At 68.1% G+C, this 20,803-nt stretch carries 20 protein-coding genes and 3 pseudogenes; 6 read left to right on the top strand and 17 right to left on the bottom strand.

What is annotated here, in order from left to right; all coding sequences use genetic code 11:
- Positions 1-12: 12 nt before the first annotated feature.
- Both AWB95_RS23705 and AWB95_RS24110 read left to right on the top strand, forming a co-directional pair.
- Positions 13-126: pseudogene (locus AWB95_RS23705) on the top strand (hypothetical protein); the annotation flags it as partial.
- Positions 99-221, top strand: a pseudogene (locus AWB95_RS24110) (sodium-dependent bicarbonate transport family permease); the annotation flags it as partial. The pseudogenes AWB95_RS23705 and AWB95_RS24110, both read left to right, overlap by 28 nt.
- Positions 222-246: 25 nt before the next feature.
- Here the strand turns inward: AWB95_RS24110 and AWB95_RS10450 are convergent.
- From AWB95_RS10450 to AWB95_RS23490, 9 genes and pseudogenes are all read right to left on the bottom strand, one after another.
- Positions 247-2,079: a phosphoenolpyruvate carboxykinase (GTP) gene (locus AWB95_RS10450; protein ID WP_085168167.1), complete on the bottom strand. Its 1,833-nt coding sequence runs from the start codon at positions 2,077-2,079 to the stop codon at positions 247-249.
- Positions 2,080-2,186: 107 nt separating this feature from the next.
- Complete coding sequence (locus AWB95_RS10445; RefSeq protein WP_062541235.1) at positions 2,187-2,552, bottom strand: ArsR/SmtB family transcription factor; 366 nt, start codon at positions 2,550-2,552, stop codon at positions 2,187-2,189.
- Between the two features lie 81 nt (positions 2,553-2,633).
- Entirely contained in the window at positions 2,634-4,112 is a 1,479-nt protein-coding gene (locus AWB95_RS10440) for a hydrogenase large subunit (RefSeq protein ID WP_062541236.1), read from the bottom strand.
- On the bottom strand, positions 4,109-5,581 hold the full coding sequence (locus AWB95_RS10435) for a proton-conducting transporter transmembrane domain-containing protein (RefSeq protein WP_062541237.1): 1,473 nt from the start codon (positions 5,579-5,581) through the stop codon (positions 4,109-4,111). The genes AWB95_RS10440 and AWB95_RS10435 overlap by 4 nt, the downstream gene beginning before the upstream one ends.
- Positions 5,581-6,243, bottom strand: a complete 663-nt coding sequence (locus AWB95_RS10430; protein WP_062541238.1) for a hypothetical protein — start codon at positions 6,241-6,243, stop codon at positions 5,581-5,583. The genes AWB95_RS10435 and AWB95_RS10430 overlap by 1 nt, the downstream gene beginning before the upstream one ends.
- Positions 6,244-6,253: 10 nt before the next feature.
- The gene (locus AWB95_RS10425; protein ID WP_062541239.1) at positions 6,254-7,198 is read right to left on the bottom strand and encodes a respiratory chain complex I subunit 1 family protein; all 945 of its coding nucleotides are present in this window, start codon (positions 7,196-7,198) and stop codon (positions 6,254-6,256) included.
- Positions 7,199-7,203: 5 nt separating this feature from the next.
- Positions 7,204-9,159 (bottom strand): proton-conducting transporter transmembrane domain-containing protein, encoded by a 1,956-nt coding sequence (locus AWB95_RS10420; RefSeq protein WP_099539533.1) that lies wholly within the window; start codon positions 9,157-9,159, stop codon positions 7,204-7,206.
- On the bottom strand, positions 9,156-9,635 hold the full coding sequence (locus AWB95_RS10415; RefSeq protein ID WP_062541182.1) for an NADH-quinone oxidoreductase subunit B family protein: 480 nt from the start codon (positions 9,633-9,635) through the stop codon (positions 9,156-9,158). The genes AWB95_RS10420 and AWB95_RS10415 overlap by 4 nt, the downstream gene beginning before the upstream one ends.
- Before the next feature lie 170 nt (positions 9,636-9,805).
- Positions 9,806-9,922: pseudogene (locus AWB95_RS23490) on the bottom strand (type II toxin-antitoxin system death-on-curing family toxin); the annotation flags it as partial.
- Between the two features lie 95 nt (positions 9,923-10,017).
- Between AWB95_RS23490 and AWB95_RS10405 the strand changes: the two are divergent.
- Together AWB95_RS10405 and AWB95_RS10400 are read left to right on the top strand one after the other, a co-directional pair.
- A complete protein-coding gene (locus tag AWB95_RS10405) occupies positions 10,018-10,278 on the top strand; it encodes an AbrB/MazE/SpoVT family DNA-binding domain-containing protein (RefSeq protein ID WP_062541180.1) in 261 nt (86 codons plus the stop codon).
- Positions 10,259-10,684, top strand: coding sequence for a PIN domain-containing protein (locus AWB95_RS10400; RefSeq protein ID WP_062541179.1), 426 nt, complete (start codon positions 10,259-10,261; stop codon positions 10,682-10,684). Before AWB95_RS10405 ends, AWB95_RS10400 begins: the two co-directional genes overlap by 20 nt.
- Before the next feature lie 77 nt (positions 10,685-10,761).
- Here AWB95_RS10400 and AWB95_RS10395 read toward each other — a convergent pair whose 3' ends face one another.
- The 4 genes from AWB95_RS10395 to AWB95_RS10380 form a co-directional block, all read right to left on the bottom strand.
- Positions 10,762-11,970: a cytochrome P450 gene (locus AWB95_RS10395; RefSeq protein ID WP_062541178.1), complete on the bottom strand. Its 1,209-nt coding sequence runs from the start codon at positions 11,968-11,970 to the stop codon at positions 10,762-10,764.
- The gene (locus AWB95_RS10390; protein WP_085168165.1) at positions 11,967-13,688 is read right to left on the bottom strand and encodes an N-acyl-D-amino-acid deacylase family protein; all 1,722 of its coding nucleotides are present in this window, start codon (positions 13,686-13,688) and stop codon (positions 11,967-11,969) included. The genes AWB95_RS10395 and AWB95_RS10390 overlap by 4 nt, the downstream gene beginning before the upstream one ends.
- Entirely contained in the window at positions 13,673-14,869 is a 1,197-nt protein-coding gene (locus tag AWB95_RS10385) for an amidohydrolase family protein (RefSeq protein ID WP_062541403.1), read from the bottom strand. The genes AWB95_RS10390 and AWB95_RS10385 overlap by 16 nt, the downstream gene beginning before the upstream one ends.
- A 63-nt stretch (positions 14,870-14,932) precedes the next feature.
- Positions 14,933-16,369, bottom strand: coding sequence for an aldehyde dehydrogenase family protein (locus AWB95_RS10380; RefSeq protein WP_085168163.1), 1,437 nt, complete (start codon positions 16,367-16,369; stop codon positions 14,933-14,935).
- A 49-nt stretch (positions 16,370-16,418) separates the two neighbouring features.
- On the opposite strand from AWB95_RS10380, the gene AWB95_RS10375 reads away from it, so the two are divergent.
- On the top strand, positions 16,419-17,504 hold the full coding sequence (locus AWB95_RS10375; RefSeq protein WP_085168161.1) for a Zn-dependent alcohol dehydrogenase: 1,086 nt from the start codon (positions 16,419-16,421) through the stop codon (positions 17,502-17,504).
- Here AWB95_RS10375 and AWB95_RS10370 read toward each other — a convergent pair.
- Positions 17,501-17,815 carry a hypothetical protein gene (locus AWB95_RS10370; RefSeq protein WP_062539354.1) on the bottom strand — a complete coding sequence of 105 codons (315 nt, stop codon included), beginning with the start codon at positions 17,813-17,815 and terminating at the stop codon, positions 17,501-17,503. The genes AWB95_RS10375 and AWB95_RS10370 overlap by 4 nt on opposite strands.
- A 129-nt stretch (positions 17,816-17,944) precedes the next feature.
- Here AWB95_RS10370 and AWB95_RS10365 point away from each other — a divergent pair, with 129 nt between their 5' ends.
- Positions 17,945-18,595 (top strand): TetR/AcrR family transcriptional regulator, encoded by a 651-nt coding sequence (locus AWB95_RS10365; protein WP_062539355.1) that lies wholly within the window; start codon positions 17,945-17,947, stop codon positions 18,593-18,595.
- On the opposite strand, the gene hemW is transcribed toward AWB95_RS10365, so the two are convergent.
- The 3 genes from hemW to AWB95_RS23255 are packed head-to-tail and all read right to left on the bottom strand — an operon-like array spanning position 18,592 to position 20,703.
- Positions 18,592-19,764 carry a radical SAM family heme chaperone HemW gene (hemW, locus tag AWB95_RS10360; protein WP_085168159.1) on the bottom strand — a complete coding sequence of 391 codons (1,173 nt, stop codon included), beginning with the start codon at positions 19,762-19,764 and terminating at the stop codon, positions 18,592-18,594. The genes AWB95_RS10365 and hemW overlap by 4 nt on opposite strands.
- Before the next feature lie 31 nt (positions 19,765-19,795).
- Positions 19,796-20,173 (bottom strand): transglycosylase family protein, encoded by a 378-nt coding sequence (locus AWB95_RS10355; RefSeq protein WP_062539356.1) that lies wholly within the window; start codon positions 20,171-20,173, stop codon positions 19,796-19,798.
- A complete protein-coding gene (locus tag AWB95_RS23255; RefSeq protein ID WP_099539532.1) occupies positions 20,170-20,703 on the bottom strand; it encodes an Mce protein in 534 nt (177 codons plus the stop codon). Before AWB95_RS23255 ends, AWB95_RS10355 begins: the two co-directional genes overlap by 4 nt.
- Positions 20,704-20,803: the final 100 nt, after the last annotated feature.

The raw sequence follows: 20,803 nt of genomic DNA, 5'->3' as shown, positions 1-20,803 counted from the left end.
GGGAGACATTTGATGCTCCACGAGTTCTTGCAGAACTTCACCCACAACCTGTTCAAGCCGCTGCTGCTGTTCTTCTATCTCGGATTTCTGATCCCTATCCTGAAGGTGGAGTTCGACTTCCCCTGGCCGCCTCGCTGGGTTTGACGTTTTCGTACAACGTCACAATCGGGATCCCGCTCTATATCGAAATCTCACGCATGGTTGGGAACTGGATCACCTGACGCGCCTAAGCCGACCGCGCCGGAATTACTGGCTTGTGCGAAGCCGGTCCTTGAGTTCAGCGAGTTCCTGGCGCAGGGCGTCGGGCAATTTGTCGGCACCGATGGTGGCGTACCACTGGTCGATTGATTGTGCCTCGGATGTCCACTCGGTGACGTCCACCTGCAATGCGGCTCGAACGGTTTCCTCGTCGTAGCCGGCGCTGTCGAGCCCGTCGAGATCGAGGCTGCCGAGGGAGGGAATATCGCCGATCGGGGTCCGCACGGCATCGGCGGTACCGTCGATGCGGTCGAGCGCCCACTTGAGCACCCGCGCATTTTCTCCGAATCCCGGCCACAGGAACTTGCCGTCACGACCGCGGCGGAACCAGTTGACGTAGAAGATCTTTGGCAACTTCGCCGGTTCGGTTTTGGTACCGATGTCGAGCCAGTGCTGGAAGTAGTCACCGACGTGGTAGCCGAGGAAGGGCAGCATCGCCATGGGGTCGCGGCGGACCACGCCGACGGCACCGGCCGCGGCCGCGGTGGTTTCCGAGGACAGCGTGGAGCCGAGGAACACTCCGTGCTGCCAGCTGAGAGATTGAGTGACCAACGGAACGGTGCTGGCGCGGCGACCGCCGAAGAAGATCGCCGAGATGGGCACGCCGTCGGGGTCGTTCCACTCCGGTGCGACGGTGGGGCATTGCGCGATCGGGGTGCAGTACCGCGAATTAGGGTGTGCTGCTGGCTCGTTCGAGTCGGGGGTCCAGTCCCGCCGCTTCCAGTCGGTGAGGTGGTCGGGTTTGTCGACGGTCATACCTTCCCACCAGACGTCGCCGTCGTCGGTGAGGGCGACGTTCGTGAAGATGGAGTTGCCGCGCTCGATGGTGGCCATCGCGTGCGGGTTGGTGTGGGCGCCGGTGCCGGGGGCGACACCAAAGAACCCGGCCTCGGGGTTGACGGCATAGAGGCGGCCGTCATCGCCGAATCGCATCCAGGCGATGTCGTCGCCGATGGTCTGGGCGGTCCACCCGTCGAGGGCGGGTTGCAGCATCGCCAGGTTTGTCTTGCCACACGAGGACGGGAACGCCGCGGCGATGTAGTGCACCCGCTGCTGGGGCGAGGTGAGTTTGAGGATCAGCATGTGCTCGGCGAGCCAGCCCTCGTCTTTGGCCATCCTCGAGGCGATCCGCAGGGAATAGCATTTCTTGCCGAGCAAGGCGTTGCCGCCGTAGCCGGATCCATAGCTCCAGATCATGCGTTCCTCGGGGAAGTGCGAAATGTATTTGGTGTGGTCACACGGCCAAGGCACGTCTTGCTGTCCCGGATGCAGCGGTGCACCGACCGAATGCAGGCACCGGACGAATTCTGCTCCGTCATCGAGCTTGTCCCACACCGCGGTTCCGGAGCGAGTCATGATCTGCATGGCGACCGCGACGTACTCGGAGTCGGTGATCTGCACGCCGAACTTAGGTTCGCTGGCATCCAGGGGACCCATGCAGAAGGCGATCACGTACATGGTGCGTCCGGCCATGGCGCCCCGATACTCCTCAACCATCACCGTTTTCATGTCGACCGGATCCATCCAGTTGTTGGTAGGTCCGGCGTCTTCGGGGCGCTGCGAGCAGATGAAGGTGCGGTCTTCCACACGTGCCACGTCGTCGGGGTCGGAGGCGCACCAGAAGGAATTGGGTTTTTTCGCCAGTCGCACGAACGTACCCTTGTCGACCAAATCAGTGGTTAGCGCGTGCCATTCGTCGGCGGAGCCGTCGCACCAGACGATCCGGTCGGGGGTGGTGAGCTCGGCTACGGCGGTGACCCAGTCGGTGATCGCGGCGGCTGTGGTGGGTGCCGAGTCGAGACCGGTGGTGGCGGTTGTCATAACGGTTCTCCTCCGAGGTGACGGTCGTGGGTTGTTGGTCCGATATCGATAGTTAAGAAAGTTGGCAAGTAGTTGACAGGACTTGACGTGATCGTGGCCGCGAGTTTTCAGCCAGCCGACCGGCTGGGCAGCGACGGCGGGCCGTGGTCCTCGTCAAGGAGTTCGGCCTGACCGGCCACCACGCCAGTCAGGATGGCCCGGGCCACCCTTAACAGTTCCGCGACTTCGGGTGAGGTCAGCGCGTAGGACACCGTCAGTCCCTCGCGGCGTGCGCTGACCAGTCCGGCGCGACGCAGGATCGACAGCTGCTGCGACAGGTTGGCGGGTTCGATGCCGACCTCGGGGACCATCTCCGAGACGGCGTGGTCACGCACGCTGAGCAGCTCCAAAATTCGGATGCGGGCGGGGTGGCCGAGCGTCTTGAAGAATTCCGCCTTCATTCGGTACAGCGGCTGACGCGAGTCTGCCACGATGCCTCCCTCGAAGGATCCCGCGAATAGGGTTAATTGCGAATCTTAGCAATTTGATCAGGTTGACGGAACGGGTGCCGCGGGTCAGAGGTCGTTGCCGGCATAGGACAGGTTGAAGCTTTTGTTGGCCAGCGGGAAGTCGGGGACGATCGTGTCGGTCATCGCGACGGGCAGCGCGGGCCAGTTGAACCAGGACGGGTCGACGATTTTCGCGCGGGTGATGCGTGCGTCGGCACCGAGTTCGACGCGATGCACGATGGTGCCGCGCCAGCCCTCGACGATGCCGATGCCGCTTCCTCTTGCAGGGGGCGACGGGGTGGTGCCGGCATAGCGGGTCGGTCCGGTAAGTGACTCGACGAGGTAACCGGCCAATCCAGCCGATGCGGCGAACTCGTCGCGTCTGACCGTGTAGCGGGCGAGGACGTCTCCCGACGATGCGCCGGTCTCTGTAACGGGCAGCGGGGTCGTGGGATGCTCGATTCGCGCGTCGGTGCGGATACCGCTGGCCCGGGCGACGTATCCCAGACAGCCCATGCCGCGGGCATCGTCACTGCCCAAGACGGCGGTGCCGGCGAACCGGTCGTAGGCAACGGAGTTGGCCAGCGTCAGCTGGGCGACCTCGGCGAGGTCGGTGGCGATGGAGTGCAGTTGTGCGGGGTCGGGAAGCGCGCGAAGCGTGACCCCGCCCGGCTGGATAGCGCCGCGCAGCAGCCGGTGCCCGGTCACTGCGGCGTTGATCCGCAGCAGTTGTTCGCGGATGCGTTGGGCGTGGGCGTTGGCTATCCCGAAACCGACGTCATTGGCCAGGGCGCCAAGGTCGGCGGCGTGGTTGTAGAGCCGTTCGAGTTCGACGAGCAGGGCCCGCAGCCGGTGCGCTTCGTCGGGCAGGTCGATTCCGAGCGCGTCTTCGATGGCCAGGCTATGGGCGAGCGCATGCGCGGCGGAGGTGTCGCCGCTGATCCGTTCGGCGAGGTCGACGGCGTCGGTGGCCAGGCGGCCCTCGAAGAGTTTCTCGAGGCCGCGGTGCACGAACCACAGTCTCGCCTTCAGGCGCAGGACGGTCTCGCCGACGACGGAGAACCGGAAGTGGCCGGGCTCGATCAGGCCGGCATGCACTGGCCCGACGGGGATCTCATAAACGCCGAGTCCCTCGACCGTGAGAAACGGGAAGCGGCCGCCGGGCGCGAACTGCGGCGCGGACCCGGCGTCGGCCCGCATGGGATACCACGCTTCGGGCCAGTGCGCGTGCCGCACCAGCCGGCGTGGCCGGGGATGCCCGATCGGCCGCAGCCCGAACAAGTCGGCCATTTCGCGCTCGAAACGGCCGGCCGGGAAGGACAGGTAGGCAAGCGATCGCAGCGCCGGATCGGCTGCCGGCACAACACATTCCAGCTCGATTCTGCGGTCGGGCCATCCGGCCAGGAACAGGTAGACGATCCGCAGGCGGTCGCCGTCGTCGTGGGCGGCCACCAGGCCCAGCCGGAAGCCCTCGGCTAACAGCCCCTCGGCCCGGTCTGCCAGCGCATCGCCAGATACCCTGTGGCGCAGCCAATTCGATTTCATCGCACTGCCCCGGCGTAGCCGGCCGCGGCGCTGAACAGCTCGGTCAGCGGCCCTGCGGTGACACCGAGCGCGACGCAGGCGGTGACGCCGACGAACAGGGCCGTCGCCACCGAGGCAGGCACCACGATCGCGGGCGCGCCAACAGGGCATGCGCCCAGCAACATGCGACCCGAATTGCGTGCCAGCGCGGCGAATGCGATAGCGATCATCACCAGGGCCGCCCCGAGCACCCATGCGAGCCGCGCGTCGGAGAGTGAACGGGCAATGGCCAGCTCGCTGGCGAACATTGCGAATGGGGGCAGGCCGAGCAGCACGAGCACCCCGGCCGTGAACGACACCCCGATCAGCCGCGAGCGTCGCACCACCCCGGCGATGTCAGCGATGGCCGTCGAATCATGCGCGGTCTGCAGTTGGCCCGCGGCCACGAACAGCACGGTCTTGCCGATGCCGTGGGCGAGCACGTGCAGCAGCAGCGCGGCAATCGCCAGCGGGGTCCCAGCGGCGGCCGCGAGGCCGATCAGCCCCATGTTTTCCATCGACGAGTACGCCAACATCCGCTTCACGTCGGCCGTCACGGTTAGCATCAGCGCGGCGACCAGCAGCGTCGCCAACCCGATTACCAGCAGCCCGGTCCGCACGAAGCCGGGGCCGACGGCGGCGTCGATGATCGGTTTGATCCGGATCAGCACCGAGAACGCCACCGATAGCAACACCCCGCTCATCAGCGCACTCACCGGCGCCGGGGCCTGGCTGTGTGCGTCGGCCAACCAGGTGTGGAACGGGAACAGGCCCACCTTGGCGCCGTATCCGATCAGCAACAGACCGCCCGCCAGCCGCGCCACCCCGGGATCGAGGCTGCCGGCGTGCGCGACGAGAACGTCAAGGTCCAGCGCGTGCGTCGGTGGTGCCCCGCCGCGCTCCGCCGCAAAGTACAGCAGCACCGTGCCCAGGAAGGCCACCGCGATCCCGACCGAGCAGACGATGACGTATTTCCAAGTCGCTTCGAGCGCAGTGCGGGTGCGGCGATGCCCGACCAGAAAGGCGGTGACGACGGTGGTGGCCTCGATCGCGACCCACACGACGCCAATGTTGTTGGCGCACACCGCCACCACCATCGCGGCGAGGAACGCCGGGGTCAGCACTGCGTAGAGCCGCGCCCCGGCGGCATCGGTGTGGCCGTCGGCGAGTTCGGCATCGACGTAGCCGATGCTTGCCCAGGTGGCCAGTGTCCCGACCACCCCGATGACGATCAACATGGTGGCCGTGAGCGCGTCGGCGCGCAGCAGCGTGCCCACTCCCAATTGCTGGCCTGAGCCCACCTGGAAGCCGAGCACCACGCCGCAGGCCAGCACCGTCGCCGCCGACAGCACAATGACCGTCGCGGTCCAGCGACGCCATCCCCTGGCCATCGTGATGATCGACGCGGCGGTAGGCGCCAGGATGGGCGTGAGCAGCAAGGCAGTGGTCATCAGTCGCGCAACTCCCGCAATTGGTCTAGGTCGGCGCCGCCGAATGCGCGGCGCAGCCGGCCGGTGAGGATCCCGATCACGATGACCGCGAACAACACATCCAAAGACGCGCCGAGTTCGACGATCAGCGGCACACCGGCTGTGAGCAGAAATGCAGTTGCCGCGATTCCGTTGTCCAGCATGAGGAATCCTGCTGCTTGTGAGATCGCGTGACGCCGGGTCACCATCACGAACAACGCAATGAGCACCACCGCGAAAGCCGCGGGCACCGCCTTCGTGGTGGCATTAGGTTCCAGGTTCACCACTGGGCGGGTTATCGCAAATGCGACGACGGTCAACGTGGCCGTGATCAGCAGCGAACTGGAGGTGTTCACCAGCGGGGTAGCCTCGCGTTGGCTCGGCGGCTCTGCGGCCAGCGCGCGTGCCAGTAGCCACGGCAGCGCCACGGCGCGCAGCGCCAAGATCGCGACGCCGACGACGATCAGCGCGCCGTCGCGGTCGTGGCTGCCGGCGACGACCGGAATCGCGGCCAGCGCAACACCTTGCCATGCCAGCATCCGGGCGATAGCGCGTAGGTCGCGGCGCCACACGATCAGCACCGCCGCCAGCGTGAGTCCGCCTGCCGCGAAGTCGATCAGGACGGCAAAGTTGTTGTCGGTCATCGGCGCTGTCTCATGCGGTGAAGAAGTTGGCGGCCGTGACCGCGAGCAGGGCAAGCAGGAATGACCCGGCGAGCAGCTCGGGAACCCGAAACAGCCGCAGCTTGGCGATGAACACCTCCATCGTGGCCAGCGTCACCGCCAACGCAGCGACCTTGCCCACGACGGCCACGACGCCGATGACAATATCGATCGCGTTGGGATGGCCGCCGGCAATCCCCCACGGCAGGAACAGGTTCGCCAACAACGCCAGCAGCACTGTCAACCGCATCCCCGACGCCCATTCGACCAACGCGAGTCGTGGGCCGGCGTATTCGAGCACCATCGCCTCATGCACCATTGTCAGCTCCAGGTGAGTGGCTGGGTTGTCGACCGGAAGTCGCCCGGTCTCGGCGATGATCACAATCACCAGCGCAACAAAGGAAAGCACGCCGGTCAGCGACGCGACGTGGCCGGGATGTTCAAGCGTATTCGCTACCAGCGCACCAAGATTCGCCGATCCAGCCGGTATCGACAGCGCGAACACGGCCAGCAGGATCGTCGGTTCGACCAGCGCGGCGATCGTGATCTCGCGGCTGGCGCCCATTCCACCGAACGATGTGCCGGTATCGATGCCGGCAAGGCTCAACGCGACGGTGCCCAGGAACAGCAGGCCCACCACGGCGAACAAATCGGCCACCGGGTCAAGCGGTGACCCGGTGGCGACGATCGGCGCGATCGCGGCGATGAGCATCGTGGTGCCGGCCACGACCGCTGGCGCGGCCGCGAACACCGCCGTGGTGCCCCGTGGTGTGATCTGTTGTTTGCCAAGCTGTTTACGCAGATCGCGCCAGGGTTGCAAAACACCCCCACCGGCACGACCTTCCCACACGGCGCGCACTTGGCGCATCGCGCCGATCACCAGCGGCGCGCCAACCATGACCGTGACCAGCTGCGCCGCACCCGCGACATAGGACAGGACGTTCACCGGGCCACCACCAGCACCACCAGAACGCCGAGGGCACCGTAGCCGAGGTAGAGATGCACGCTGCCGGTATGGGCGCGCCGTACCAGGCCGGCGACCGCGCCCACCGCGCGGATCACCGGAGTGTAGAGGCGTGCCTCGATCGCGTCGGCGATCCGGGCCCGGTAGGTGACGGCCTCGATCATGTACCGCGATTCGCCGTGATGGGTGACCTCAACATCGGTGTCCGGGCGCAGCACGTCGTCGAAGACCCGTTGCAGCGGCTCCGCGAATGACGTTGCCGTGTATTGCATCCGCGCCGAAAGGTCGTCGGAGCCGCATGCCCACAGCGGCAGCGCAGCCGGTCGCGGGCGGCTACGCGACCGCCACCTCGTCAGCCCCACCGCAACCGCGAGTGCGATCACCAGCGCGCCGGCGATCAGCCCGGGCGCGACCGACCCGGCCAGCCCGGGCAGCCGCACGACAGCGCCAAAGTCGGTGAACTCCACGCGCCGGGCCGCGGGCACGCCGTCGAGCACCCGGCGCAGGGCGGGCGCGGCCACCATGGGCGCCAACGCCAGCACCAAGCAGCCCGCCGCCGCGATCGTCATACCGGCCAGCATGCTTCCGGGCGCCTCCTGCGCGTCTTCGGCCAATACAGACCGCGGGCGAGCGAGGAACCCGATGCCGAACGCCTTGACCATCGCCGCCACGCCCAGACCGGTGGTCAATGCCACCGCGCCGACCGCCAGCGGCGCCGTCAGCGCTACCAGCGTGTTGTGGTCCGACGCCGCGTGCACTAAAGACTGAATCAGCAACCACTCGCTGACAAACCCGGCGCCTAGGGGAAGCCCGGACGCGCCGATGGCCGCGATCCCGAACAGGACGGTGGTCGCCGGCATTTTCCGGACCAGGCCGCCGAGCCGGTCAAGGTCACGCAGCTCGGTCGCCACCAGCACCGAACCCGCCCCCAGGAATCCGAGGCTCTTGAATGCCGCATGCGCAATCAGATGCAGCATGGCGGCGGCCATCGCGATGGTCGCTGGACTATGCGCCCCGGAATCCGCGAAGAGCGACGCCGCGCCCAACGCCAGACTAATCAACCCCATGTTCTCGGTAGTCGAATAGGCAAGCAGCCGTTTAAGATCCGAGGCTACCGTGGCTTGCAGCACACCGTACGTCGCCGACGCGCCGCCGACCACCAGCAGCACCAGCCCCCACCAGCGGGGTCCCGGCCCCAGCAATTGCAGATCGAACCGGACGATGCCATAGATACCGAGGTTGACCATCGCCGCGCTCATCAGCGCCGACACCGGGCTGGGCGCTTCCGGGTGTGCTCGCGGCAGCCACGCGTGCAGCGGCAATAGACCCGCCTTCGACCCAAACCCGGCCACCGTCAACACGAATACGGCCCCGCGTACGCTCTCCGGCACCTGCGACCGGCCCTCCGACAGGCCGGCGAACCGGTCCGCACCAGCCGATGCCGCCAACACCATCAACCCGACCAGGATGATGACGAACCCCAATTGGGTCATCGCCGCGTAGAACAGGCCCGCCGACCGGACCTCGGGCCGGCGGTGCTCGGTCAGGACGAGCACCAGCGATGCCACCGCCATCAACTCCCACGCGAACAGAAACGTCGTCAGCGATCCCGCCGCCGGCACCAGCAACATGGCTGCAACGAACAGCGGAAGCACCGCGAGCGGGACCCGGCCAAGCTGCTCGCGGCGCGCGTAACCGACCGAATAAACGCCCACTGGAACCGCGACCGCACCAACCAACGCAATAAAAAAGCCGCCAAGCGGGTCCAGATCGAGGTAGACGCCCGACAGTGGAAGCAGCCAGCCGAGGTGCAGCGGCCGCACCGTTGCGAATATCGCGAGAAGGCCTGCCCACACTCCTGCCGCACCGAGTCCTGATGTCACGATCCCGGCCGCGGCCGAGCGAAAATTGTTGGCGCACTTGGTGGCAGTCACTTGCCGGTCACCGATCGCAGAGCCGCGACGATCTCCCCGGGTGTCGGTGGGCAACCCGGAATCTCGACGTCGACGGGCACTACTTCCCCCACCGCGCCGACGATCCCGTAAGCGTCGGCGAATACGCCCCGATTCAGCGCGCAATCGCCGCACGCGATCACCACCCGTGGCTTGGGGGTGGCTGCAACCGTGTTACGCAGCGGCTCAGCCATGTTGCGGGTGACCACACCGGTGACCAACAAAGCGTCAGCGTGCCGCGGGGAGGCAACCAACCGCGCCCCGAAACGTTCGGCGTCGTACACCGGCCCGAACGCGCCCGAGATTTCGACCTCGCACCCGTTACATGAGCCGGCGTCGACATGGCGAATCTGTAACGAGCCACGCACGCCCGTGAGCGGCTCCATCACCGTATCGGGTGCCTGGCCGGCGGGCTCCACGACGCGCCCCACGCGAAGCACCTTGGCAACCCAGCCCAACACGCTGCTACCGCGTACCCTGCCCGCCCCGACGCACACGTGACTCCCCACGGTTCAAGCCAACTCCTCGAAAGGAAGATCCGACGGATCGAGCAGCAGGCTACTAGACGAAGCAACTAATTGCTAATATTCGCAAGTCTCAAGGGCATCGACTGAACCCACATCGCCAAGCGCTCGTCCTCGGGCGCGCTCATCCAGTGACCGTTGATGACCAGGAACGTCCGGCAGGCAGTCCAGGCAGCTCGCTTGTTTCCGTCTACGAGCGCGTGGTTCCGTGCCAGGGAATGTGCGGCAGTTCGTCGTGTAATGGTGAGACCCACCAAAATGGTAAAGTTGTGGGGCCACTCTGGGATGCCAACGGTAAAGGGCATGTGATTCCACCATGAAGACCACCATCGACAAAGCCGGTCGGGTAGTGATCCCCAAGTCGATTCGCGACCGGCACCGACTGGCGCCTGGTACCGAGGTCGACGTCATCGACAGCGGTGACCGCCTTGAGTTCATCCTTCCCGACGACCGCGACGACGCGGTGCTGGCGGAGAAAGGTGGTCGCCTGGTCATTTCCGCGGCCGCCGGTAAGCCGACCACCCTAGAGGAAATGCTGACCGTGCGGGATAGGTTGCGTGAGAGCCGATTCCCCTGACCGGCCCACCGCGCTGGTCGATACCAGCGTCGCGCTGCCCGCGCTGTCCGAACTGCACGAGTTTCACGACGTCGCCTTCGCCGCGGTCAGCGAACATCGAGCGGGAATCGCGGCGCACGCGTTGTTTGAGACCTATGCGGTGTTAACCCGCCACCCGAATCTTCGCGTCCTGCCAGCCCAGGCGCTGGCCCTGCTCGACAGCACATTCAAGCACCGGGCCACGCCCACCGCGGCGGCGATCGATCGTGCTCTCGAAGCGCTGGCCGCTGCGGCGATCAGCGGCGGAGCCACCTACGACGGCCTGGTCGCCGCGACCGCGGTCGAAGCCCGGCTGCCCCTACTTTCCCTGGATCGGCGAGCGCGGCGCACATACGAAGCGATCGGTGCCGACGTTCGCTACCTGTGATTGAGATTCCCACAACTGGGATGCGCACCAGGCATCAAGCTACGGGCGATACGGAAAGCCTTGCGGCAGTGTTAGTTTCAGGCTGGCGTGAACTGCACCGGCAGCGCCGCGGGCGAGCGGAATGCCACCCCGACCACGTGCGGCGGCGGGGCGCCGGGGTCCAGTCGCAGATCCGGCAGCCGGTCGAGTAGCGCGTTGATCGCGACGGTGGACTCCATCCTTGCCAGGTGCATGCCCAGACACAGGTGCGGGCCACCGCCGAACGTCAGGTGGGTGATGTTCGTGCGGGCCGGGTCGAAGCGGTCGGGGTCCGGGTAGCGCGCCGGGTCCCGGTTAGCGGCCGCGACGCTGACGCTGACGTTGGTTCCGGCGGGAAGCGCGACCCCGCCGAGCTCGCAGTCGTGCGCCGCCCTGCGCATTACCGTGGTGATCGGCGGCTCCCAGCGCAGCGCCTCCTCGATGGCTCCATGAACAAGGGCGCGGTCGTTGCGTACCGCCTCCCACAGCGCCGGCTCGGTGAGCAAGCCGACCAGCAGATTGCCGGAGGCACGGTAGGTGGTCTCGACTCCGGCCGGCAGGATCAGCAGCAGGAACGCGAAGATCTCGTCGTCGGTCAGCCGGGCGCCGTCGATCTCGGATTCGGCCAGCGTGCTGATCAGATCGTCCCGCGGGTCGCGGCGCCGCGCAGCGAGGATTTCCCCGAAATACGACTTCAGTTCCGCCGAGGCGGCGATCCCGCAATCCCAGTCGTAGACCACGTTGAGCAGCTCGATCGACAACCGCTGGAAGCGCAGGTAGTCCTGGCGCGGCAAGCCCATCATCCGGGCAATGACCTGCACCGGGAAGGCGAAGGTGAACTCGCGCGCCAGCTCCGCCCGGCCCCGCGGAGCGAACCGGTCGATCAGTTCATGCACGACGACTTCCACCAGCTCGCTGCGCCACCGCTCGAGCAGCGCCGACCGGAACGACGGCGATACCAGCGCGCGGCTGGCCCGGTGCTCGGCGCCTTCGAGTTCGAGCAGGGTGCGGCCCATGACCGGGCCCATGATCTGCTCGTAGATCGCCGACGAGAACGTGTCGGGATGGGTCAGCACCGTCTGGCACTCGTCGTACCCCAATACTGTCACGCCTGCGGAACCCAGTGTCTGGCTGGCGGTTTCGCTGAACGGGTTGCCGACCATGACCCGGTGCTTGGCGCGTGCCTCGCGTAGCCGCTCGTGCACGTTCTCGACCTGCATCAGCAGCCCGCCCTGCAGCTCCGCGGGGTCGAACTCGTCGATGGTCATGACGCCGTCACCGTCTCGGTGTCACGCCCGGACCGCAACACTGTCCCGGGCATCGCGCCGGTGGCCACGCCGTCGCGGCACACCTCGACCCCGCCGACCAGCACCGAGCTGATCCCACGGGCGTCGGCGACCAGCCGCGGCGCGCCGGCCGGCAGGTCGTAGCGGGTGCGCTCGGGCCCGTGGCCGACGGTCGCCGGGTCGAACAGCACCAGGTCGGCGTGCCAGCTCGGCGCGATCCGGCCGCGGCCGGTCAGGCCGTAGAGTCGGGCCGGCACATCGGTAATCAGCCGCACGGCCTCCTCCAGCGTCACCACCTGATGCTCCCGAACCCCGTGCCCGAGCAACGATGTCGTGTAGATCGCGCCGCACATCATGTCCAGGTGCGCCCCGGCGTCGGAGCCGCCGATGACCGCGTCGCGGTGCCGCCACACCTCGGCGCGCGCCCGCCAGTCGGCGGCGTCGTCGCCGCTCGACGGCGGCGTCAGCCCGGTCCGCAGCTCGTCGGCGACCACGATGTCGCACAGCGTGTCGAACGGCTCTGTCCCCCGCTTGGCGGCGACTTCACCGACTGAAAGCCCAGCGGCGTCGGCGTTTTCGGGCGCGAAGGTTTCGACGACGATCAAATGCTCCCAGTGCGCCAGGCCGCGCAGGATGCCCGCCTCCTCCGACTGGGCGCCAGCGTTGAGGCGACGACGGATTTCTGGATCGTGTAGCGCCTTGAGCCGCTCGGGCACCGGCAGGTGCATGGTGTCGCGCCAGCCCGGCAGCCCGTCGAGCACGAACCCAGTGAGGAACGACAACCGGATCTTCATCGTGTGGGGCAAGGTGAGTGCGACGACCCGCCCGCCTCGCTGAGCGGCGACCTCCGAGGCCCGCAGCTGGCCCTGGTACCCGGCCGGATTGGCCGCCGACACCCCGAGCACATTCCAGTTCAGCGGCCGGTCGGCGGCCCGCGACATGTCGGTGAGCAAGCCGATGTCGTCGTCGGTGAATCCCGACAGGCAACCGGGGATGATCGCCTCCAACGTGGTGCCCCGGTGAGAGCGAAGACCGCCGGTCAGTGCCACCAATTCCTCACGTGACGCGGCCCGCGACGGCACCGGCCGGCCGGAACCGTCGTTGTGGGTGTGTGACTGCGACGTCGAAAACCCCAGCGCCCCAGCGGCTAGAGCGTCGTCGAGCAGCGAGGCCATCCGCTCGATCTGTTGCGGCGTCGCTGCGCCGCCAACCGCGTCGTCACCCATCGCCGCCAGCCGTAATGCCGAATGACCAACGAGGAAACCGGCATTCACGGCGATGTGCCCGTCGAGCCGTTTCAGCCAGTCGCCGAACGACGACCACTGCCAATCCAATCCGGCCCGCAGCGCATCCAGCGGCATGCCCTCGACCCGGGCCAGCATTCGGGTGAGATAGTCCTGGTGATCGCCCGACGCTGGCGCCAGTGTGAACCCGCAGTTACCGCCGAACACCGTGGTGACGCCGTGCTGCAGCGACGGGCTCGCGGTCGGATCCCAGAACAGTTGCGCGTCGTAGTGGGTGTGCAGGTCGACGAAGCCCGGTGCCAGCGTCTGTCCTTGGGCATCAAGGGTTTTCGTGGCCAGTTCGTCGACCTCCCCCACCGCTGTGATGCGGCCGTCCTTGACTCCGACGTCCCCGTGTCGGGCGGCCGCCCCGGTACCGTCGACGATCTCGGCGTCGCGGATCAACAGGTCGAGCATGTCAGCCAGCCGTTCTCTGGCAGCGGGTGGCGGAAAAGCTCCGCGGCGTTGCGGTGGGTGATGCGGGCGGCGTCGTCGGCGGACAACCCCGCAACGTTGCGAGCAATGACCTCCTGAGTGTCCGGCCACGTCGAATCCGCATGCGGGTAGTCGCTTTCCACCAGGATCCGGTCGGCGCCGATCGCGTCCAGCGCGCCGAACGCGTGCGGGTCGTCGATCGAGCAAAACCAGAAGTTGTGCCGCAGCACCTCGCTGGGCAACAGGTCGCTCTTCCAGGAACCGCCCTCGTGCCCGGATGCCGAGTGCGCCAGCACATAGTCGGCGCGGTCGCCGAGCATCGCCGCCCAGCCGAGCCCGCCTTCGGCCAGCGTGATGTTCAGCCGCGGGAAGCGCACCGGGATCCCCGACCACAGCATGTCGGCGCAGGCCACCAGCGCGTTGACGGGGAACAGCGTGGTGATGGTCTCGAATGGGGTGTCCGGCGCGGGAATTGGCGCCCACTGTGCCGATCCGGTGTGCAGGCACACGACGGTGGCGGTCTCCTCGCAGGCAGCAAAGAACGGATCCCACACCCCGGTGTGCAAGCTGGGCAGTCCACACTGGGCGGGCAGCTCCGGGAAGCTGACCGCTTTGAAGCCGCGCGCGGCGTTGGTGCGGATTTCCTCGGCGGCCAGTTGCGGGTCGGCCAGCCACGGCAGTTGTAGCGGGATGATGCGCTCCGGGAAGCTGCCGGCCCACACCTCCAGATGCCAGTCGTTCCAGGCCCGCAGCACCGCCAGCCCCAGCTCGGGGTCTTTGGACTTCCAGAACACCGTGCCGGAGAACCCTGCGATCAGCGACGGGAAGTTCAGCGACGCCCAGATGCCCGCCAGGTCCATGTCGGCGATGCGAGCCTTGATGTCCCAACAGCCGCGGCGCATTTCGTCGAAGCGGGCTGGCTCCATGCTCCATTCCTCCGGCGGCCGGCCGACCACCGCGTTGAGGCCGATGTTGGGGTAGTCGCAGCCCTCGTAGCGCCACACCTGGCGTCCGTCGTCGGTCTCGACGACGCACGGCGCCCGGTCGGCCAGCGCGGCCGGTAGTCGCCCGTCGAACATGTCGGGCGGCTCGATGACGTGGTCGTCGACCGAGATCACCACATGCCGTCGCTCCCGCGGAGCCGGGTTCGGCAGCAGCGCCATACGTGAAGCTAACGACGGGTTTTTGCGGCTGTCAATGCTATCTATGCAATGAAAGGAAGATTGCTACCGCGGCGCCGGATGCCGCACGAACGCCCGCGGCTGGGTGAACGCGCGGATGCCGTCGACCCCCAGCTCGCGGCCCAGACCGGACTGGCCCACACCGCCGAACGGCAGCCGCGGGTCCTGCGCGGCCATGCCGTGGCAGTTGACGCTGACGGTCCCGGCGACCAGCTGGGCGACCACCCGGTCGGCCAGCGCGTCGTCGCCGGTCCAGACGGACGCGGTGAGCCCGAAGTCGGTGCCGTTCGCGGCGGCCACCGCGTCATCGATGTCCCGGTAGCCGAAGATCGGCAGCACGGGACCGAACTGCTCCTCGGTGGCCAGGGCCGAGTCGGGCGCCAAATCCGTGACAACCGTGGGCAGTACGAAATAGCCGCCGGCGTCGGCGTCGGCCTCCCGGATCCGGCCGGCGGTGCGGACCGTCGCGCCCTGCGCGCGGGCGTCGGCGACCAGCGTGTGGACCCGGTCGCGCCCGGCCGAGGTGTGCAGAGGGCCGAGTGTGGTGTCCTCGGCCAGGCCGTCGCCGACCACCTCCTTTTCACAGCGCGCCAGCACCGCGTCGGCAAGCTCGTGACCCCTGTGCCGCGGGACGTAGAGCCGTTTGATCGCCATGCAGACCTGACCGCCGGTGGTGTAAGTCGCGGTCACCAGGCGCTCGACGAGCTCGTCGCTGACGTCGAGGTCCGGGCCGATGATCGCGGCGTCATTTCCGCCGAGTTCCAGCAGCACGGGGGTGAGCCGCGACGCGGCGGCCGCCATCACCGCGCGGCCGGTGGCCACCCCTCCGGTCAACGAGATCACGTCGATGCCCGGATGGGTGACCAGCGCCTGCGCCAGTTCGGCGCCCGGACCGGCGAGCACGTTCACCACTCCCGGTGGCAGCGCCGCGGCGAACGCCGCGCCCAGCTGCAACGCGGCCAGCGGACATGTCGGCGGCACCTTGACGACGGCGGTGTTGCCGGCGGCCAGCGCCGAGGTCAGCTTGGTCACCGTCAGGGCCAGCGGCCAGTTGAACGGAAGGACAAGCGCCGCAACGCCATACGGCTCGCGCTGCAGCCGCGGGTAGGCCTGTTGGGGGTCGATGCGCTCGGGCGCCAGCGCTGTCTCGGCCATCGAGCCCAGCAGCGAGGCGAGGACCGGCGCGGTGTCGATTTCGAAGCGCGCCTCGGACAGCACCTTGCCGTGCTCGCGGGTGTAGAGCCGGGCTTGCCCGCTGAGCTGCTCGGCGGCCTGTGACGCCGCCGCGGTGACGGCAGCCACCCGCTCGGCGACATCCAGCGCGCGCCAGCCCGGCGCTGCCCGTCGCGCCGCGCCCACCGCGGCGTCGAGCTGGTCGCGGTCGGCGGCCGGGGCGTCCCCGACGACCTCGGCCGGGCGCGCCGGGTTGCGCACCTGGTAGGTGGTCGCGCCGGGTCGGGCCTCGCCGTCAATGGTGAGCATCGGGCTGCCTCCTTGACCTGGTGCGGTCGTGTCGCAATCGTAGGTCGCTATGCGGGCGGTTGTGCTGCGTCAGGTCGGACAACCCGGTGCGGTTGAGGAGCTCACGCTGCGCCCGATCGCGAGCCGCGAAGTGCGCGTGCGGCTGGCCGCCAGCGGTGTGTGCCATACCGACCTGTCGCTGCGCGACGGCGGCATGCCCGCCCTGCTGCCGTGCACCCTCGGCCACGAGGGCGCTGGCATCGTCACGGAGGTCGGCGACGACGTCGGCACCGTCGCGCCGGGCGATCACGTCGTACTGACCTGGAACGTGCCGTGCCGGTCATGCCCGCACTGCCTGCGTGGTGATGCCCAGCTGTGCCCGCACGGTCTCGAGCACGCCTTCGGCGAGCCGTACGCCCAGAACGCGGCCGGGCCGGTATGGCCGGCAATGGGCGCGGGCACCCTGGCCGAGGAGACGCTGCTGCCGGCCGCCGCGGCGGTGCCCGTCGACCGCTCGCTACGCCTCGACCACGCCGCGCTGCTGGGCTGCGCGGTGATCACCGGAGTCGGCGCGGTGCTGCGCGCCGCGGCGGTCCGGCCCGGCCAGAGCGTGCTGGTAATCGGTTGCGGCGGTGTTGGTTTGGCCGCGATCCAGGGCGCGCGGCTCGCGGGCGCGGCGCCGATCATCGCCGCCGACCGGGCTGCCGGCCAGTTGCCGGCCGCAACGGCCAACGGCGCCACCGACGTCGTCGACGCCGACGCTGCGGATCTGGTCGCCTCGGTGCGCGAACTGACCGGCGGTGAAGGCGTCGACCATGCGATCGAGGTGGTCGGCAAGCCGGCCACCATCCGCGCCGCCTACGACGCCGCCCGCCGCGGCGGCACGGTCACGGTGGTGGGCGCCGCCGGCATCGAGGAGACCGTGAGCTTTCCCGCGCTGTCGATGATGGCCGACGGCAAGACGATTCGCGGCAGCGTGTACGGCGGCGGCGACCCGGCCCGCGACATCCCGATGCTGGCCGCGCTGGCGCGCCGCGGCCGGCTCGATCTTGAGGCACTGGTGACGCGGCGCATCGGTCTCGACGACGTCGAAACGGCTTTCACCGACATGGCCGCCGGACGCGGAGCGCGCAGCGTGGTCTGCTTCGGCGCCTAATAGCCAGGCCAGGACAGGATCTCGTCGACCGCGGCGCGTTCGGCGTCGGTGAGCGGCCGCATGGTCGGGTCAATCGAGTAGCCCAGGTACCAGTCCAGGGTGGCGTAGTGGGCTCTCGCGTAAGGCCCATCGGTCAGATTGGCGACGGCGTCGCGTCTGCTGCGGTGCGAGCTGATATAGGTGCCGTCGGCGGCGGTGACGCACCAACCGGCCGGGTGGCGGGCGATGCACCAGGTAGCGGGCGGGTTCGCGAAATACCATGCCGCTACCCGGATGAACGCATCCAACGTCGCATTGATCGGCTGGCTCATGCTGATCTCCGAAAAGCGAGCGCCTACGTATCTCGTCAGATGTCGGCAATGTGATACAGGGCGTATCGCGAACCGACGATACATTGCGTATCACCGGTTCGCCAGGCTCAATCTCGATAAGGTGGGTCGGTGGCCGCCCGGCTTCCGGGGTCGTCTCGACGCGGCGGGGATTCCCCGGCGTCGGCGCGGCGCGAGCAGATCCTGGCAGCCGCACGCGCAGCGATCGAGGAATACGGGCCGAGCGCGTTGACCGGCCAGATCGCCCAGCACGCCGGGCTGGCCCGCCCCAACGTGTACCGGCACTTTTCCTCCAAAGACGACCTCGACCTCGCGCTTGCCCGCAGCGCGTACCAGGAGCTGCGCGCCGAGATCCGCGGCGGGCTGGACCTTTCCGGCACCCCGCTCGACGTGATCCGGGCGCCGATCGCCGCACAGGTCAACTGGGCGGATCGCCACCCCAACCTGTACCGGTTCCTGGTCAGCCGGGGCTATCAGCGCAACTCGCAGCGGTTGCGGGTCGACCGCAGCGACTTCGCCGCCGAGCTCGCCGCGGCCGGGGCGCGCTACTTTCCGCGGTTCGCCGAAGACCCCGATGCCGCCGAGGCGATACTGGTCGCGCTGATCGGGCTGGTCGACGCGTCGGTGCTGCGCTGGTTGAGCCGGCCGGTGGGCACCCGCGAGCAGCTCATCGACCGGCTCACCGCCCAGGCGTGGCTGATGATCGACTACCATCTGCGCGGGTTCGGCATCGAGGTTGACCCGTCCGTGCCCCTGACCTAGTCGAGCAGCCTTCGCACCACCGCGTCGGCCAGCAGCCGTCCACGGTCGGTGAGCACCAGCCGCTCACCGTCGCGCACCAGCAGGCCGTCGTCGACGGCAACCGCGGCCCGCTCCCGCTCCCCAGCGTCCAACCGGTCCAGCGGCAGCCCGTCGCGGATCCGGATGCGCAGCATGACCTCCTCGGTGTGCAGGGCCTCGGCGTCGAGTTGCTCGAAACCCGCCGCCGGCAGCGTCGCGTCGGCCAGCCGCTGCGCATAAGTATTGGGGTGCTTGACATTCCACCAGCGCGTCGCTCCGATGAAGCTGTGCGCTCCCGGCCCCGCACCCCACCACTGCCCGCCGTGCCAGTAGCCGATGTTGTGCCGGCACTCTGCCCCGGGACGGCTCCAGTTGGACACCTCATACCATGCCAAACCCGCTGCGCGCAGCCGCTCGTCGACCAGTTCGTAGCGATGAGCCAACACGTCGTCGTCGGGGGCGGCCAGCTCGCCGCGGCGGATCCGCCGGGCCAACGCCGTACCGTCCTCCACGATCAGCGAGTACGCCGACACATGGTCGGCGCCGGCGTCGATCGCGACATCCACCGAGCGGCACACGTCGTCGTCGGATTCGCCCGGCGTGCCGTAGATCAGGTCAAGGTTGACGTGCTCGAAGCCGGCCGCCAGCGCCTCACCGGCCGCGGCCGCCGCCCGCCCCGGCGAATGCACCCGATCCAGTGTCGCCAACACCCGCGGCGCCACCGACTGCATGCCCAGCGATATCCGGGTGTAGCCCGCCGAGCGCAGCGCCTCGAAGAGCTCCGGTGACGTCGACTCCGGGTTGGCCTCGGTGGTGACCTCGGCGTCCGGGGCGAGACCGAAGTGCCGGCGCACCATCTCCAGCAGCGTGCATAACCGCTCCGCGCCCAGCAGCGACGGCGTGCCGCCCCCGACGAAGACGGTGTCGGCCGCCGGCCCACCGAGCCGCGCGGCCGCCAACTCGAGTTCGGATCCCATTACCTGCAGCCAGGCGTCGGGGTTGACCCCGCCCAACTCCGCCGGGGTGTAGGTGTTGAAGTCGCAATATCCGCAGCGAGTCAGGCAAAACGGCACGTGCACGTACAGCCCGAAGCGGGTGCCGGGGCTCAAATGGACGTCCGGCAGACCGGCCGGGGCGGAAGGTGCCGTCATGCCACGACATCATCCCACCGTGGACCAGGTTCTATTTGATCCCGTCGAGCTGGGTGAACATATAGGTCAACAAGTGGTTCAGCGAACCGACCGGCGCCGCCCTGCGCGCAGGAGAAGCGCATCCGGGCCACGCCTTGGGCCCCTGGGTCGCCATGATCCGCTGCGCCACCCGGATCTGCTGGGCCCGTGAGGCGTTTTCCGGCGCACCAACCCCGCCGTTGGCCTCCCAGGTCGCCTGACTGATCTGCAGGCCGCCGTAAAAGCCGTTGCCGGTGTCGGCAGACCAGTTCCCGCCGGATTCGCATTGGGCAAGGGCGTCCCAGTTGACCGGTTCGGCGGATGCCAGGTTGCTGAAGGGAATGATCGACGCCGCCGCAAGCGCGATTGCCGGCTTCACCCTGGCTTTCATCGGAGTGCCACCTTGCTGGCCAGCCACCGGCCGTCGACTTTTTCCATCGTCATGTTGACGCTGCTGAAGTCGACCAGCGAATCGGGCGCCTCGAGGTTGCTCACCAGTTGCTCGACGAACAGCTGAACCTCGACCTTGTTGGTGCTGGCGGACTTGACCACCGACTCGACGACCTGACCTTGCGCGTTTGCCTGGTGGTCGAGCAACACCATGCGCAGCAGTCCATGGGCTTTGTCGTAACGCTGTCTGAATTCGCCGGTCGCGCCGTCGCGGAGCACCGCGATATTACGGTCCATCGCCTGGCTGTCGAAATTCGTCAGCGCGACGGCGTATTTGACCGCCGCGGCCACGGCCTGCTGTGCGGCGACGTCCGTTTGGTGTCGCTCGACTTGCAGCCGCCCTGCGTAGCCCCCTGCCCCGGCCAGCGCAACCGCCAATGCCGCGGCGGCGAGCCAGCGTAGGTGTGCTCGCCGGGGAGCGGAGTGGCCTTCGTCACGGGCGCCGGCTTGCGGAGCCTCGACTTCATTCATATCAACGCCTACCTGCCCGCGCCGAAATGCGCACACGCAGGTAGTTTGCGGCAGTTCACCGGCTATTTCGGCGATCGACACGCCTGTCTGCGGGCTTTTC

Origin of the sequence: Mycobacterium celatum, from assembly GCF_002101595.1 — a bacterium.
Classification (GTDB): domain Bacteria; phylum Actinomycetota; class Actinomycetes; order Mycobacteriales; family Mycobacteriaceae; genus Mycobacterium; species Mycobacterium celatum.
Note: the sequence above shows the minus strand (reverse complement) of the source record. Positions and strands in the feature narration are given on the sequence as shown.